At 69.8% G+C, this 15564-nt stretch carries 11 protein-coding genes; 8 read left to right on the forward strand and 3 right to left on the reverse strand.

Going from position 1 to position 15564, the window contains the following annotated elements; genetic code table 11:
• Positions 1-65 precede the first annotated feature (65 nt).
• The 5 genes from AB0M70_RS27975 to serA all read left to right on the forward strand — a co-directional run bounded on the left by AB0M70_RS27975 (position 66) and on the right by serA (position 8654).
• Entirely contained in the window at positions 66-3077 is a 3012-nt protein-coding gene (locus AB0M70_RS27975; RefSeq protein WP_365823952.1) for an EAL domain-containing protein, read from the forward strand.
• 234 nt (positions 3078-3311) lie between these two features.
• The gene (locus AB0M70_RS27980; RefSeq protein WP_365823954.1) at positions 3312-5156 is read left to right on the forward strand and encodes an acetolactate synthase large subunit; all 1845 of its coding nucleotides are present in this window, start codon (positions 3312-3314) and stop codon (positions 5154-5156) included.
• Positions 5157-5186: 30 nt separating this feature from the next.
• A complete protein-coding gene (ilvN, locus tag AB0M70_RS27985) occupies positions 5187-5714 on the forward strand; it encodes an acetolactate synthase small subunit (protein ID WP_160507374.1) in 528 nt (175 codons plus the stop codon).
• 109 nt (positions 5715-5823) lie between these two features.
• Positions 5824-6822, forward strand: coding sequence for a ketol-acid reductoisomerase (ilvC, locus tag AB0M70_RS27990; RefSeq protein ID WP_363212455.1), 999 nt, complete (start codon positions 5824-5826; stop codon positions 6820-6822).
• A 227-nt stretch (positions 6823-7049) separates the two neighbouring features.
• The gene (serA, locus tag AB0M70_RS27995) at positions 7050-8654 is read left to right on the forward strand and encodes a phosphoglycerate dehydrogenase (RefSeq protein ID WP_365823957.1); all 1605 of its coding nucleotides are present in this window, start codon (positions 7050-7052) and stop codon (positions 8652-8654) included.
• 109 nt (positions 8655-8763) lie between these two features.
• On the opposite strand, the gene AB0M70_RS28000 is transcribed toward serA, so the two are convergent.
• Positions 8764-10311 carry an MFS transporter gene (locus tag AB0M70_RS28000; protein ID WP_365823959.1) on the reverse strand — a complete coding sequence of 516 codons (1548 nt, stop codon included), beginning with the start codon at positions 10309-10311 and terminating at the stop codon, positions 8764-8766.
• Between the two features lie 97 nt (positions 10312-10408).
• Between AB0M70_RS28000 and AB0M70_RS28005 the strand changes: the two genes are divergently transcribed.
• Positions 10409-10993 (forward strand): TetR/AcrR family transcriptional regulator, encoded by a 585-nt coding sequence (locus AB0M70_RS28005; protein ID WP_365823961.1) that lies wholly within the window; start codon positions 10409-10411, stop codon positions 10991-10993.
• 92 nt (positions 10994-11085) lie between these two features.
• Here the strand turns inward: AB0M70_RS28005 and AB0M70_RS28010 are convergent, their stop codons facing one another.
• Together AB0M70_RS28010 and AB0M70_RS28015 are read right to left on the reverse strand one after the other, a co-directional pair.
• On the reverse strand, positions 11086-11451 hold the full coding sequence (locus tag AB0M70_RS28010) for a hypothetical protein (protein ID WP_365823963.1): 366 nt from the start codon (positions 11449-11451) through the stop codon (positions 11086-11088).
• A 95-nt stretch (positions 11452-11546) separates the two neighbouring features.
• Positions 11547-12716 carry a helix-turn-helix domain-containing protein gene (locus AB0M70_RS28015; RefSeq protein ID WP_365823965.1) on the reverse strand — a complete coding sequence of 390 codons (1170 nt, stop codon included), beginning with the start codon at positions 12714-12716 and terminating at the stop codon, positions 11547-11549.
• A 180-nt stretch (positions 12717-12896) separates the two neighbouring features.
• On the opposite strand from AB0M70_RS28015, the gene AB0M70_RS28020 reads away from it, so the two are divergent.
• The gene (locus AB0M70_RS28020) at positions 12897-13823 is read left to right on the forward strand and encodes a proline dehydrogenase family protein (protein WP_365823967.1); all 927 of its coding nucleotides are present in this window, start codon (positions 12897-12899) and stop codon (positions 13821-13823) included.
• 49 nt (positions 13824-13872) lie between these two features.
• Positions 13873-15504 (forward strand): L-glutamate gamma-semialdehyde dehydrogenase, encoded by a 1632-nt coding sequence (gene pruA, locus AB0M70_RS28025; protein ID WP_365823969.1) that lies wholly within the window; start codon positions 13873-13875, stop codon positions 15502-15504.
• Positions 15505-15564 lie beyond the last annotated feature (60 nt).

A 15564-nucleotide genomic window follows, 5' to 3' on the forward strand; every position in this document is an offset into this window, starting at 1 on the left:
GAGAGTTCGTCGGCGCCGGGGACGAGACAGCAGACGCGAGGGGGGCGACGGGCGATGGACGGCCAATGGGCGAACCATCCGACGCGGCGAGGCCGCCGACGACGACTCTCACGCGGACCGGCGCCACGGATCAGGGCGGCCCGGTGAGCACCCGCCCGTCACCCGCCACCGCCCTGGAGGGCGGCGGAGGGCTGACGGCGCCGCTGCCGCCCGGCTCGCCGCTGACCCGGCGCCCCGCACCCGGCGCGAGCCTGGCCTCGCAGATCGCGCTCCTCGTGGTCTGCGGCGGGTATGCCACCGGGGCCGCGTTCGGCTGGGGATCGCCCCGGGCCGCCCTGATCATGGGCGACTTCGGCCTGAGCATCGCGGCGGCGGCCGCGGCGGTCTCCTGTTTCCGCTACTCACGCACCCGGCGCAGCCGCTTTCGACCCGCATGGCTGCTCTTCGCGCTCTCCTCCGCGATGGCGGCCCTGGGCAACGGCGTATGGGGCTGGTACGAGGTCGTGCTCGAACAGCCGGTGCCCAGCCCCGGCCTCGCCGACCTGTTCTTCCTCTGCTTCGCGCCGCCCGCCATCATCGGCCTGCTCGTGCTCGCCAAGCGCCCGGTGACCAAGGCCGGTTGGGTCTGTCTGTCGCTCGACGCCTGGCTCATCGGCGGCTCCCTGCTCACGCTCTCCTGGAGCCTCGCGCTCGCGCACACGGCACAGTTCGAGGGCCAGAGCGTCGCCCATGCCGCGCTCTCGCTCGCCTATCCGCTGCTCGACATCGCGCTGGTCAGCATGGTCCTCGCGCTGCACTTCAGACGGTCCTCCGGCAACCGCACGGCGGTGAACACGGCGATCGGCGCCCTCGCGCTGACCGTCATGTGCGACGCGATGTTCACCTCGCCCCTCCTGCACGCCAGTTACCGCTCGGGGCAGATGCTGGACGCGGGCTGGTTCGCCGGCTCCCTGCTCCTCGCGTACGCGCCCTGGGCGGTGCCCTGGCACAAGCAGGGAGAGGAGGCGCAGCCGCACGCGCGCGTGCGCCGCGACGAGGTCCCCAAGGACGCGCGGTCCGCACCCACCCGGCCCATCGCCGGCTCGCTGGCCGCGCTGACGCCCTATCTGGCCGCCGCCGTCTGCACGTTGGGAATCCTCTACAACGTGCTCAGCGGCCGCAGCGTCGACGAAGTGGTCCTCTTCACCGCGGGCACGGTCGTGCTCGCCCTGGTCGTGCGCCAGGGCATCATGCTCCTGGACAACATCACCCTCACCCAGGAACTGGCCCAGAAGGAGAACCACTTCCGCTCCCTGGTCCAGGGTTCGAGCGACGTCATCATGATCGCCGCGCCGAACGGCATACTCCACTACGTCAGCCCGGCGGCCTCAGGGGTCTACGGCCGCGAGGCCGAGGAGCTCGTCGGCTCCGAACTGGCCTCGCTCATGCACCCCGAGGACCTGGGCCGCGTGGTCCACGAGGTCCGCAGGTTCCTCACCGCGAACCCCGCCGAAGAGCCCACGACCCGCATCGAGTGCCGCTTCAAGTCCGGCCACGGCGACTGGCTGAACGTGGAGTCCACGGTCAACCGCCACCAGGGCGGACTCCTCTTCAACAGCCGTGATGTCACCGAACGGGTGCGCCTCCAGGCGCAGTTGCAGCACAACGCCGAGCACGACCCCCTCACCGACCTGCCCAACCGCTCCCTGTTCACCCGCCGGGTGAGCCAGGCGCTCACCGGCCGCAGGGTCACCGACCGGGGCACGGCCGTGCTCTTCATCGACCTCGACGGATTCAAGGCGGTCAACGACACCATCGGCCACCAAGCGGGAGACGAACTCCTGATCCAGGCGGCCCGCCGCCTTCAGGAGGCCGTCAGGTCCGGGGATTGCGCGGCCCGGCTTGGCGGCGACGAATTCGCCGCGCTCATCGTGGGTGACGGCACCCGCGACCAGACCGCACGCGAGCAGCACATCTACGAACTCGCCGACCGTCTCAGAATCACCCTCTCCCAGCCCTACGCGATCGACGGGAACGACGTACGCGTGGCGGCCTCCATCGGCGTGGCCTTCGCCGAACCCGGCATCGGCGCGGGCGAGCTCCTGCGCAACGCCGACCTCGCGATGTACCGCGCCAAGGCCGCGGGAAAGGGCCGCGTCGAGCTGTACGCACCCCAGATGCAGGCCGACGTCGTGCGCAAGGCGGAGCTGGCGACACGGCTGCGCACCGCCCTGCACGACGGCGAGTTCGCGCTGCTCCACCAGCCGGTGGTCTCCCTGGACGACGGTCGCATCACCTCCGTCGCCGCCCAGGCGCGCTGGCGCTCGGCGCAGGGCATCCTCTTCACGCCCGCCGAGTTCCTGCGCGTGGCCGACTCATCGGACGCCCAGGAGGGCGCCCGTACCGCCGAGCTGGGCCGCTGGATGATCGAGGAGGCCGTCCAGCAGGCCGCCGAGCGCGGCCGTACGGGTCACGCGACGCCCGTCGCGGTCCGTATCAGCGCGCGGCGCCTCCTGGACCGCTCCATGCCGCTCGGGTCCATCGAAGCGCTCCTCACACGGTACGGCCTGCCGTCCGGGGCGCTCATCATCGAGCTCGCCGACAGCGACCCGCGGGTGTCGCTCGACGACCTGGAGCGCAGGCTGACCGCGCTGCGCCGGCTCGGCGTACGGATCGCCCTGGACGGCTTCGGGAGCGGCTATGCCGCCATCACCGCACTGCGGCGGCTCCCCGTGGACGTACTGAAACTGGACCGCAGTCTCATCGAGGGCGTCGTCGAGTCCGCGCGGCTGCACAAGATCACCTCTGGTCTGCTGCGCATCGCCACCGATCTGGGGCTGTGCTCGGTGGCCGACGGCGTCGACCTCCCGGAGCAGGTCATCGCCCTGCGCGCGATGGGCTGCACGCACGGGCAGGGCATGGCGTTCTCCGGCCCGCTCGACGAGTACCGCCTGCGCCGCGCGCTGTCGATCGGGCGGTATCCGGTCCCGCACGGGCCCGCGGAGCCGGTTCTCGCGGGCGGTCCGCACGGGGCGTACGGAGGAGGTGTCGAGGTCTTCGCCCGCTCACATAATGAGACCCCCGTCCCACCTACTTGACAGGCATAGCGCGCCGGGGAGAGGGTCAATGCCATGCGCACCCGAATTCTCGTACTTGGAAAGCGCGTCGGCTGAAGCTGGGACCCACCGGTTCGGAACACCGGAATCCCTGCACCCGCTCCGACGCGCTCCCCTCGCTTGCCTCACGGCACGAGGGGTTTTTTGTTGCACAGGCACCTGCCAAATCCCCGCAAACACCCCGCAAAAACCCTCAGCTTCGAGAAGAGAATGCCGATGACCGAGCAGGCCACCGGGGCCCACCATCCGCAGCCGCGGCCCCGATCCTCAGGACAGTCCGCCCCCGTCGAGCACGTCACGGGTGCCAAGTCCCTCATTCGTTCTCTCGAGGAAGTCGGGGCCGACACGGTATTCGGCATTCCCGGCGGTGCCATCCTTCCCGCGTACGACCCGATGATGGACTCCACCCGCGTCCGCCACGTCCTGGTCCGTCACGAGCAGGGCGCGGGTCACGCCGCCACCGGTTACGCGCAGGCCACCGGCAAGGTCGGGGTGTGCATGGCGACGAGCGGCCCCGGTGCCACCAACCTCGTCACCCCGATCGCCGACGCCCACATGGACTCCGTCCCGCTGGTCGCGATCACCGGCCAGGTGGCCTCCAAGGCGATCGGCACGGACGCCTTCCAGGAGGCGGACATCGTCGGCATCACGATGCCGATCACCAAGCACAACTTCCTGGTCACCAAGGCGGAGGACATCCCGGCGACGATCGCGGAGGCCTTCCACATCGCCTCCACGGGCCGCCCCGGACCGGTCCTGGTCGACATCGCCAAGGACGCGCTCCAGGCGCAGACCACCTTCCAGTGGCCGCCCACCCAGGACCTGCCCGGCTACCGCCCGGTGACCAAGCCGCACGCCAAGCAGATCCGCGAGGCCGCCAAGCTGATCACCGCCGCCAAGCGGCCCGTCCTCTACGTCGGCGGCGGCGTCCTGAAGGCCCAGGCCACCGCCGAGCTGAAGGTCCTCGCCGAACTCACCGGAGCGCCCGTCACCACCACACTGATGGCGCTCGGCGCATTCCCCGACAGCCACCCGCTGCACGTGGGAATGCCGGGCATGCACGGTGCGGTCACCGCCGTCACCGCGCTGCAGAAGGCTGACCTGATCGTCGCCCTCGGAGCCCGCTTCGACGACCGCGTCACCGGCAAGCTGGACAGCTTCGCGCCCTTCGCGAAGATCGTCCACGCCGACATCGACCCGGCCGAGATCGGCAAGAACCGCGCCGCCGACGTGCCGATCGTCGGCGACGCCCGCGAGGTCATCGCCGACCTGATCCAGGCGGTCCAGGCCGAGCACACCGCCGGGGCGCAGGGCGACTACACCGCATGGTGGGCCGACCTCAGCCGCTGGCGCGACACCTACCCCCTCGGCTACACCCAGCCCGAGGACGGCTCGCTCTCCCCGCAGCACGTCATCGAGCGCGTCGGCCAGCTCGCCCCGGAGGGCACGATCTTCGCGGCGGGCGTCGGCCAGCACCAGATGTGGGCCGCCCACTTCATCCAGTACGAGAAGCCCGCCACCTGGCTCAACTCCGGCGGCGCGGGAACGATGGGGTACGCGGTCCCGGCCGCGATGGGTGCCAAGGCCGGAGCGCCCGACCGCACGGTCTGGGCGATCGACGGCGACGGCTGCTTCCAGATGACCAATCAGGAACTGACCACCTGCGCCCTGAACAACATCCCGATCAAGGTCGCCATCATCAACAACGGCGCCCTCGGCATGGTCCGCCAGTGGCAGACGCTGTTCTACAACCAGCGCTACTCCAACACCGTGCTGCACAGCGGTCCCGAGGACATCGGCCCCAACAAGGGCACCCGCGTCCCGGACTTCGTGAAGCTGTCGGAGGCGATGGGCTGCGTGGCGCTGCGCTGCGAGCGCCCCGAGGACCTCGACAAGGTCATCGCCGAGGCCAACGCCATCAACGACCGCCCCGTCGTGGTCGACTTCATCGTCCACGAGGACGCCCAGGTCTGGCCGATGGTCGCCGCAGGCACCTCGAACGACGAGGTCATGGCCGCCCGCGGGGTCCGCCCCGACTTCGGCGACAACGAAGACGACTGAGACCGAGAGCGAAAGAGAGACTCAAGAGTCATGTCCACCAAGCACACGCTCTCCGTCCTGGTCGAGAACAAGCCCGGTGTCCTCGCACGGATCACCGCCCTGTTCTCCCGCCGCGGCTTCAACATCGACTCCCTGGCCGTGGGCGTCACCGAGCACCCCGACATCTCACGCATCACCATCGTCGTGAACGTCGAGGACCTGCCGCTCGAACAGGTCACCAAGCAGCTCAACAAGCTCGTCAACGTCCTGAAGATCGTCGAACTGGAGCCGGCCGGCGCCGTGGCGCGCGAACTGGTCCTCGCCAAGGTCCGCGCCGACAACGAGACGCGCTCCCAGATCGTCGAGATCGTCCAGCTGTTCCGCGCCAAGACCGTGGACGTCTCACCCGAGGCGGTCACCATCGAGGCCACCGGATCCAGCGACAAGCTGGAGGCGATGCTCAAGATGCTGGAACCCTTCGGCATCAAGGAACTCGTCCAGTCCGGCACCATCGCCATCGGCCGCGGCTCCCGCTCCATCACGGACCGCAGCCTGCGGGCGCTCGACCGCTCGGCCTGAACCAGCCGCACGAGCCGTCGGTCCCGCCCGTATGGCGAGACCTGAAAACTTTCTTCCCCCCGCCCGCCGTACGGTGGGTCGCAACACCAGCACACATAGGAGATTTCCAGTGGCCGAGCTGTTCTACGACGACGACGCCGACCTGTCCATCATCCAGGGCCGCAAGGTCGCGGTCATCGGATACGGCAGCCAGGGCCACGCCCACGCGCTGTCGCTCCGTGACTCGGGTGTCGACGTCCGCGTCGGTCTGCACGAGGGCTCCAAGTCCAAGGCCAAGGCCGAGGAGCAGGGCCTGCGCGTGGTGACTCCCTCGGAGGCCGCCGCCGAGGCCGACGTCATCATGATCCTGGTCCCGGACCCGATCCAGGCCCAGGTCTACGAGGAGTCCATCAAGGACAACCTCAAGGACGGCGACGCGCTGTTCTTCGGCCACGGCCTGAACATCCGCTTCGGCTTCATCAAGGCCCCCGAGGGCGTCGACGTCTGCATGGTCGCCCCGAAGGGTCCGGGCCACCTGGTCCGCCGTCAGTACGAGGAGGGCCGCGGCGTTCCGTGTATCGCGGCCGTCGAGCAGGACGCGACCGGCAACGGCTTCGCGCTGGCTCTCTCGTACGCCAAGGGCATCGGCGGCACGCGTGCGGGCGTCATCAAGACGACCTTCACCGAGGAGACCGAGACCGACCTGTTCGGCGAGCAGGCCGTGCTCTGCGGTGGCACCGCGGCGCTGGTCAAGGCGGGCTTCGAGACGCTGACCGAGGCCGGCTACCAGCCGGAGATCGCGTACTTCGAGTGCCTCCACGAGCTGAAGCTGATCGTCGACCTCATGTACGAGGGCGGCCTGGAGAAGATGCGCTGGTCGATCTCCGAGACCGCCGAGTGGGGCGACTACGTCACCGGCCCGCGCATCATCACGGACGCCACCAAGGCCGAGATGAAGAAGGTCCTGGGCGAGATCCAGGACGGCACGTTCGCCAAGCAGTGGATGGACGAGTACCACGGCGGTCTGAAGAAGTACAACGAGTACAAGACCGCGGACTCCGAGCACCTCCTGGAGACCACCGGCAAGGAGCTCCGCAAGCTCATGTCCTGGGTCGACGAAGAGGCCTGACGCACCCCGGAAACGCCGGAGGGGGCGCTCTCCCTCCGGCGTTGTCCACCTCGTCCAGCCACGGACGAGTGATCCTTCCGCGGAGGCGTAAGACGACCTGCGCCGCGCCACTAGACTGCTTTCAATATTCGCGTCGGGCCCACAGCGTCGTGCGTCTTCCACGCGGCTAAGCGACACCGCATGCGGCCGTCGGGACGGCCGTCCGCATTGGACTTGTGAGGACTCACGTGAGCACTGCTGCCAACGGCAAACCGGTCGTACTCATCGCTGAAGAGCTGTCGCCCGCCACTGTCGACGCCTTGGGCCCGGACTTCGAGATCCGGCAGTGCAACGGCGCGGACCGCGCCGAGCTGCTGCCCGCCATCGCCGACGTCGACGCGATTCTGGTCCGCTCCGCGACCAAGGTCGACGCCGAGGCCATCGCGGCCGCCAAGAAACTGAAGGTCGTCGCCCGCGCGGGCGTGGGCCTGGACAACGTGGACGTGTCCGCCGCCACGAAGGCCGGCGTGATGGTGGTGAACGCACCCACCTCGAACATCGTCACCGCGGCCGAGCTCGCCTGTGGCCTGCTCATCGCCACCGCCCGCAACATCCCCCAGGGCAGCCAGGCGCTCAAGGCCGGTGAGTGGAAGCGCTCGAAGTACACGGGCGTCGAGCTCGCCGAGAAGACCCTCGGTGTCGTCGGCCTCGGCCGCATCGGTGCTCTCGTCGCCCAGCGCATGAGCGCCTTCGGCATGAAGGTCGTCGCGTACGACCCGTACGTACAGCCCGCGCGTGCCGCGCAGATGGGCGTCAAGGTCCTCACGCTCGACGAGCTGCTCGAGGTCTCGGACTTCATCACCGTGCACCTGCCCAAGACCCCCGAGACGGTCGGTCTGATCGGCGACGAGGCCCTGCACAAGGTCAAGCCCGCCGTCCGCATCGTGAACGCCGCGCGCGGCGGGATCGTCGACGAGGAGGCGCTGTACTCGGCGCTCAAGGAGGGCCGCGTCGCGGGCGCCGGTCTGGACGTGTACGCGAAGGAGCCCTGCACGGACTCCCCGCTCTTCCAGTTCGACCAGGTCGTCTGCACGCCGCACCTCGGTGCCTCGACGGACGAGGCGCAGGAGAAGGCCGGTATCGCCGTCGCCAAGTCCGTGCGCCTCGCGCTCGCGGGCGAGCTGGTCCCGGACGCGGTGAACGTCCAGGGCGGCGTCATCGCCGAGGACGTGCGTCCCGGTCTGCCGCTCGCCGAGAAGCTCGGCCGCATCTTCACCGCCCTCGCGAGCGAGGTGGCGGCCCGCCTCGACGTCGAGGTGTACGGCGAGATCACCCAGCACGACGTGAAGGTGCTCGAACTGTCCGCGCTCAAGGGCGTGTTCGAGGACGTCGTCGACGAGACCGTGAGCTACGTGAACGCGCCTCTCTTCGCCCAGGAGCGTGGCGTCGAGGTCCGTCTCACCACGAGCTCGGAGTCCCCGGACCACCGGAACGTCGTGACGGTGCGCGGCACGCTCACCGGCGGCGAGGAGATCTCGGTCTCCGGCACGCTGGCCGGCCCGAAGCACCTGCAGAAGATCGTCGCCATCGGCGGGTACGACGTGGACCTGGCGCTCGCCGAGCACATGGTCGTCCTGCGGTACGCGGACCGTCCCGGTGTCGTCGGCACCGTCGGCCGCGTCCTCGGCGAGGCGGGCATCAACATCGGCGGCATGCAGGTCGCTCGCGCCGACGTCGGCGGCGAGGCCCTTGCCGTCCTGACGGTGGACGACACCGTGCCGCAGGCGGTGCTGAACGAGCTGGCCGAGGAGATCGGTGCGGAGTCCGCTCGCGCGGTGAACCTGACCGACTAGGAGCCCCGAAGCTTCGGCTGCCGGTTCATCACCGGCTCCGCCGAGTTCGTCCTCAAACGCCGGACGGGCTGGATATCTCCAGCCCGTCCGGCGTTTTTGTCGTGCGGTCTCAGACCAGGGCCTTCTCCGGCTCGGCAGCCTCCGCCGGCTTGATCCGGCGCAGTGTCGTTGCCGCCAGAGCCGCCGCGATCAGCAGTATCGCCGCCCCGCTGAGCGCCGCCACCTGCATGCCGCTCGTGAACGCCTCCCGGGCCGTGTCGATCAGGGCGGAAGCCGCCTTGTCCGGCAGTTCCCGCGCCACCGCGAGCGCGCCGCCCAGTGTCTCGTGGGCCTCGGACGGGGCCGCGTCCGGGATCTCGTCCCGGTAGACCGCGTTGCCGACCGAGCCGAGCAGTGCCATGCCGAGCGCGCCGCCGAACTCCTGGCCCGTCTCCAGGAGCGACGAGGCGGAGCCCGCCTTCTCCGCCGGGGCCGAACCCAGGGCCAGATCGGTGAGTTGAGAGCCGACGATCACGGCGCCGCACGCGAGGAGCCCGGCCGCCGTGAGGACCGTCCAGATCGAGTCCGTGCCGGTCAGGGTCAGCAGGCCGAATCCGCACGCCGAGACGACGAAGCCGGACGAGACGACGTGGGCGCGGTTCACCCCGCGCTGCACCATGGCCGTGGCGACCGGTGCGGCGAAGCCGATGAGGGCCGAGGGGAGCAGGGCCCACAGGGCGGCTTCCATGGCGCTCTTGCCGAGGACGGACTGCAGGTACTGCGTGGTGAAGTAGGCCGAGCCCATCATCGCCAGCGAGGCGATGAGGTTCAGGAGGACGGCCGGGGCGAAGCCGCGGCCACGGAACAGCGCGGGGGAGATCAGCGGCGACTCCGTGGTGCGCTGGCGGCGGACGAAGAGGGCGGCGAAGACGAGACCGACGGCGAGCGAAGCGCCGTACGCGGGCTCGAAGCCCTCGGCGGCGATCTCCTTGAGGCCGTAGACGACAGGGAGTACGGCGGCCATGGACAGGGGCACGCTCAGCAGGTCGAAGCGGCCCGGCTGCGGGTCCTTGGACTCGGGGATGAGGACCGGCGCGAGGACCAGGAGCATCACCATCGCGGGCAGGTTGACCAGGAAGACCGAGCCCCACCAGAAGTGCTCGACGAGGATGCCGCTCATCACCGAGCCGAGCGCGACCCCGGCCACCATCACGCCCGACCAGATGCCGATCGCCTTCGCGCGCTGCCCGGCGTCGCGGAACATCGTGCGGACGAGGGCCATCGTGGACGGCATCAGGGTCGCGCCGCCGATGCCGAGGACCGCGCGGGCCGCGATGAGCAGCTCGGCGCTGCCCGCGTAGGCGGCGGTCAGGGAAGCCGCGCCGAAGGCGAGCGCCCCGAACATGAGCAGCTTGCGGCGGCCGATGCGGTCGCCGAGCGATCCCATCGTCATGAGCAGTCCCGCGAGGACGAACGCGTAGATGTCGAAGATCCACAGCTGCTGGGTGCCGCTCGGCTCCAGGTCGGCGCTGATCGCCGGTACCGCGAAGTAGAGGACCGAGACGTCCATCGAGACCAGGAGCAGCGGCAGCATCAGGACGGCGAGAGCGGTCCACTCCTTGCGGCCCGCGCGCTCGGGGACCGCCGAATTCGCTTGGTCGTGCGTCGAGTTCGTCATGCCGAGGACTGTACGAGCGTCATAAACATCTGTCTAGTACGTCTGTATAAAACAGTCGTCTGGTACGGGTGTATGGACGGGCGGTACGCTGGCGCGCATGGGACACCGTGAGGATCTGCTCGAAGGCGCCAAGCGCTGCCTGCTGACCAAGGGCTTCGTGAGGACGACGGCCCGCGATCTCGTGAAGGAGTCGGGCACGAATCTGGCATCGATCGGCTACCACTACGGGTCCAAGGACGCGCTCCTCGTGGAGGCGTTCGTCGCCCTGGTGGAGAAGGCCGGTGACGGCTTCGACGACGCTCCCGCCACAGAGAGCGAGGCGAAGGGCGGCTCGCTGGAGCGCTTCGAGCAGGTCTGGGCGAACGTCCTGCGCGACTTCCCCCAGTCCCGCTCCATCTGGATGCTGACCTTCGAGGTCATCACCCAGGGAGAGCGCCTTGCCGGAGTACGTGACCTGTTGGTCAAGGCACAACGGGAGGGCCGCAGCGGGCTCGCCGCGGCCTTCACCGGAATCGCGGAGAGCGACCTCCCCGACGACGTGGTGGAGACCGAAGGCCGCTTCCACACGACGCTGCTCAACGGCCTGATGGTGCAGTGGCTCTTCGACCCTCAATCGGCCACCACGGCGGAGCAGTTGACCGAGGGGATGCGGCGGGTCATGGGGCGCATGTCCCAGGAGTGAGGCGGAGGTCCGGGGAGAGGGACGAAAGGAGCGGTGCGGGTGGCTGGTGAGCCGCCCGCACCGCTCCTCTCATGCTGCTGAGATGTCCTTGGCTACCACTTCATGCAGGCGCGAGGGACGTATCCCTTCTTGTTCGTGCTGTTCGTGATGCCGTAGAGCCACTCGGTGCTCGTCTTGCCGCAGAGCGTGTACTTCTGGCCCTTGATCGACTTGCCGTCGTTGCAGATGAAGCCCTTCTGGCCCTTGGCCCACAGGCCGACGGCCGTGCCGTTCAGCTTCGGCGTCGAGCGGATCTTGACGCTCTCCTTGGCCGGCACGTTCGTCAGGCCGTTGCCACAGCTTGGCGCGGCGGCGGCCACCGGCGCCGTGGGCGTCTGCGCCACGGCGACGCCGCCCGCGAGGGTGGTGCCGACGAGGGCCGCGGCGGCGACGGCAGGTGCCAACAACGTGAATCGCATGGGGTGTTCGTTCTCCCTGTGGAGTGGTGCCTGCGTGATCAAGGCGAGACGCTACCCGGCCATGGTCACGTCAGAAGCCGCCTGTAGCCGTGCTCTTACAGTCGTGACGCCTTCAGGACCATGTGCAGGAGCAGGCGGTCCTCGCCGTCGTCCAGGTCCAGGGTCGTGAGCTGCTCCACGCGGGAGAGGCGGTAGTAGAGCGTCTGGCGGTGGATGCCCAACTCCGCCGCCGCGCGCCCCGCTTGGCCCGCGCAGTCCAGGAACACCTCGGCGGTGCGGGCGAGTTCGCGGTGGGCGGGGGAGAGCAGGGCGCGGGCCGCCGGGTCCTGTGCCGCCTCCGCGGGCAGGGAGGTCAGCAGGCGGTAGGGGCCCACCTGCGACCACTGGGCCACGGGGGCGAAGCGGGGTTCGGCGCGGGCCGCGCGGGCCGCCGTCGACGCCTCCCACCAGGCAGCGCCCAGCTCGTCCAGGCCGTGCCGGGCGTTCGCGATGCCCGCCGCCGCGCCCTTCGCCGTCTCCAGGAGCCGGGTGGCCGCCGACACCGCCGGGGTCGGTACGTCCGCCGAGCGCAGCCGGACCAGGACCGCGAGGCTCTGGCCCGCCGCGCCCCAGGGGACCGTGCACAGGGCGGTCGCCCCCTGCACCGTACGGACCGAGGGGGCGGAGTCCGGGTCGGCGGAGGGCCACGGGGCCACGCACACCACCGCGTGCAGGCCCTCGCCGCGCGGGCCGAGCGCCGTGCGCAGGTCGGCCACGGCCATGTCGCGCTGCCAGCCGCGCTCGGCGGTCAGGACGGCCCGGAACTCCCGGGTCAGATCGGCGCCCGCCTGCACCTCGTCGGCCAGCAGCGCGCCGATGCGGGCGGCGACCTCCATGGCGGCGGTCAGCTGGGCGTCCGTGGGCCCGGGATCGTCGTCGAGCAGCCATACGTATCCCAGGGCGAACCCCCGATGCCGTACGGGAAGGCAGATCCGCCCGCGGTGGACGCCCGCCTCCGGAGTGGGCGGGATGCGGACCGGGGCCGTGGCGCGGGTGATGCCGAAGCTCTCGAACCAGGTGCGGACCCCCGCAGTCGAGCGGCGCGTGAGGATCGAGCGGGTGCGCACCGGGTCGAGCGCCGCCGCGTCGAAGTCGCTGTCGCCGCCGCTGTCGTGCGCGCCGAAGGCGATCAGCTCGAAATCGCGGTTCTCCAGCGTCGCGGGCGCGCCGAGCAGGGCTGAGATCTCGTCGACCAGTTCCTGGTAATCGCCTTTCACGCTGTCCATTCTGACGTAGTTCGCCCCCGCCTTCAGACAGATGTCTGAGATCCAGGGCACGGATGCGTGACAGGTGTCGATGGCCCCGGATCGGAGGGATCCTTAAGTTTCACGGTGGTTCTCCGTGCCGTACCGCTTCGTTACGCCTATCCAGGTACGGCCCTGTTTCTACTCTCCGTGGAGGTGCCCGTGCTGGGTCCCGTGATCCTCGCCGCGTCGCGCAGCGACCAGATGCGCCGCTTCGTCTCTGCGGCCCCGGGCACCAAGCAGGTCGTGAGCCGCTTCATCGCCGGCGAGACCGTGGACCAGGTCGTGCCGATCATCACGGACGCCGCCGACAAGGGCCTCGAGGTCACCCTCGACGTCGTCGGCGAGGACATCACCACGCCCGAGCAGGCCGCCGCCGCGCGCGACGCCTACCTGGAGCTGGTCGAGCGTCTCAAGGACCTCGGCCTCGGCACCAAGGCCGAGATGTCCGTGAAGCTGTCCATGTTCGGCCAGGCGCTCGAAGGCGGCCACGAGCTCGCCCTCGCCAACGTCCGTCCGGTCGTCGAGGCCGCCGCCGCCATCGGCACCACGGTCACCCTGGACGCCGAGGACCACACGACCCTCGACTCGATGTTTGCCATCCACGAGGAGCTGCGGAAGGACTTCCCGCAGACCGGCTGCGTCATCCAGTCCTACCTCTTCCGCACCGAGGACGACGCCCGCCGCCTGGCCGCCGCCGGCAGCCGCGTACGCATCGTGAAGGGCGCCTACAAGGAGCCCGCCGAGGTCGCGCACCAGGACAAGGCCGAGATCGACAAGGCGTACGTGCGGATCATGCGCATCCTCATGGAGGGCGACGGGTACCCGATGATCGGGTCCCACGACCCGCGTCTGATCTCCATCGCCCAGGAGCTCGGCCGCCGTGCCGGGCGCAAACTGGACGAGTACGAGTTCCAGATGCTGTACGGCATCCGCAGCGACGAGCACCTGCGGCTCGCGGCCGAGGGCCACCGGATGCGCGTGTACACCGCCTACGGCACCGACTGGTACGGATACTTCATGCGCCGCCTCGCGGAGAAGCCGGCCAACCTGCTCTTCTTCGCCCGCTCCATCCTCACCAAGGGCTGAGCGCTCCTCTCCCGACTTCCCCCGACCCCCCGTAAGGAGTACGGAACTCATGGACGCCGTCACCCAGGTCCCCGCGCCGGTCAACGAGCCGGTGCACGGCTACGCCCCCGGTTCCCCGGAGCGTGCCCGCCTCGAGACCAAGCTCAAGGAGCTCTCCGAGAACCCCATCGAGCTGCCGATGACCATCGGCGGCGTCAAGCGCCTCGGTGGCGGTGAGCCCTTCAAGGTCGTGCAGCCGCACAACCACCAGGCCGTCATCGGCACCGGCCGCGGCGCCACGCAGCAGGACGCCCAGGACGCGATCGACGCCGCGCTCGCCGCCGCACCGGCCTGGCGCGCGATGTCCTTCGACGACCGCGCCGCGATCATCCTGCGCGCCGCCGAGCTGCTCTCCACGACGTGGCGCGAGACGCTCGCCGCCTCGACGATGCTCGGCCAGTCGAAGACCGCCCAGCAGGCCGAGATCGACACGCCCTGTGAGCTCATCGACTTCTGGCGCTTCAACGTCAAGTACGCCCGTGACCTGCTCGCCGAGCAGCCCCCGGCGAACGCGACCGGCGTCTGGAACCGCCTGGACCACCGCCCGCTCGAGGGCTTCGTCTACGCGATCACCCCCTTCAACTTCACCGCCATCGCGGGCAACCTCCCCACCGCCCCGGCCCTCATGGGCAACGTGGTCGTGTGGAAGCCGTCCCCGACGCAGACGCACGCCGCCGTGCTGCTCATGCAGCTCCTGGAAGAGGCCGGTCTGCCCAAGGGCGTCATCAACCTGGTGACCGGCGACGGCATCGCCGTCTCCGAGGTGGCCCTGACCCACCGCGACCTGGCGGGCATCCACTTCACCGGCTCGACCCCGACCTTCCAGCACCTGTGGAAGACGGTCGGCGAGAACATCGCCAACTACCGCACGTACCCGCGTCTCGTCGGCGAGACCGGCGGCAAGGACTTCGTCGTCGCGCACCCGTCCGCGGACCGCGCCATCCTGAAGACCGCGCTGACCCGCGGCTCCTTCGAGTTCCAGGGCCAGAAGTGCAGCGCCTCGTCGCGTGCGTACGTTCCCGCCTCGATCTGGAACGACGGCTTCAAGGAGGAGTTCGCGGCCGAGGTCGACGGCATCAAGATGGGTGACGTCACCGATCTGTCGAACTTCATCGGTGCCGTCATCGACGAGCGCGCGTTCGCCAAGAACAAGGCGGCCATCGACCGCGCCGCGGCCGACCCGACCTGCACGATCGTCGCGGGCGGCACGTACGACGACTCGGTGGGCTACTTCGTCCGTCCGACGGTCGTCGAGTGCTCGGACCCGGCCAACGAGGTCTTCACGACCGAGTACTTCGGCCCGTTCCTGGCCATCCACGTCTACGAGGACGACAAGTACGAGGAGATGCTGACCCAGATGGAGTCGGCCTCGGACTACGCCCTCACCGGCTCGGTCATCGCGGGTGACCGCGCCGCGGCCGCGTACACGATGGAGAAGCTCCGCTACGCCGCGGGCAACTTCTACATCAACGACAAGTCGACCGGCGCCGTCGTCGGCCAGCAGCCCTTCGGCGGCGGCCGCGCGTCCGGCACCAACGACAAGGCCGGCGCCCCGCAGAACCTGCAGCGCTGGACGCTGACCCGCGCCATCAAGGAGACGCTGGTCCCGCCGACGGAGTACGCGTACCCGCACATGGGCTGACGCCCCCCAGGGGCCTCGACGCCCCCTAGAACCCCGCCCCCGACCTGGGCCCCACCCCGG

This window comes from Streptomyces sp. NPDC051214, from assembly GCF_040682375.1.
GTDB lineage: Bacteria > Actinomycetota > Actinomycetes > Streptomycetales > Streptomycetaceae > Streptomyces.